1 protein-coding gene is annotated in these 798 nt (G+C 68.2%); it reads left to right on the top strand.

Going from position 1 to position 798, the window contains the following annotated elements; all coding sequences use genetic code 11:
- Positions 1-316: 316 nt before the first annotated feature.
- On the top strand, positions 317-798 hold a 482-nt coding region (locus HC022_RS27935; protein WP_167454533.1), incomplete at its 3' end, for an NAD(P)-binding domain-containing protein.

Below are 798 nucleotides of genomic sequence, written 5' to 3'. Positions count from 1 at the left end.
CCATGCTCGTGGCCGCGCGCCAGGGGCTGCGCTGCGTCGGTGCGGCGGAGCTGCTGCTCCGCGCGCCCGGCGCCTGAGCCGCGGCACCGGACCGGACCGAAAACCGAAGATAAACGACCCGGCGGCGCGTCTCGTGGCGCGCCGTCCGGAGCTGTATGCGCTTTTGCCCGTCCGGGCAGGGACACGCATCGGAAAAGACGAAGCAGTGCTGCGAGAGATAATAATTTTCCGAATATCGCGCCGCCCCTATGACTGCGGACAGACTTGCCCGGGGCCATGCCACGCGCCGCCCGGGCCAACAGAAGAGGACGACAGAATGGCAGCAGAGAAAGTCGATACGCTCGTCGTGGGTGGGGGACAGGCCGGCATCGCGATGAGCGAGCATCTGGGACGGGCGGGCGTGTCGCACGTGGTGCTGGAACGCGCCCGCATCGCGGAGCGCTGGCGCACCGAGCGCTGGGATTCGCTGGTCGCCAACGGCCCCGCGTGGCATGACCGCTTCCCCGGGCTCGAGTTCCAGGATGCCGACCCCGACGCCTTTGTCGCTAAGGATGACGTGGCCGACTATTTCGTGAAATACGCCGAGATGATCGACGCCCCGGTGCGCTGCGGCGTCGAGGTGAAATCTGTGCGCCGCATCCCCGGAAGCCGCGCCTTCCACGTGGTCACCAGCGCGGGCGAGTTCGAGGCCAAGAACGTCGTGGCCGCGACCGGCCCCTTCCAGAAGCCGATCATCCCGCCGGTGATCCCCGCGGACTCCGGCCTGCTGCAGATCCACTCGAACGGCTACCGCAACCC

Origin of the sequence: Salipiger sp. HF18 (assembly GCF_011806505.1) — a bacterium.
Lineage (GTDB): Bacteria > Pseudomonadota > Alphaproteobacteria > Rhodobacterales > Rhodobacteraceae > Salipiger > Salipiger thiooxidans.
Note: the sequence above shows the minus strand (reverse complement) of the source record. Positions and strands in the feature narration are given on the sequence as shown.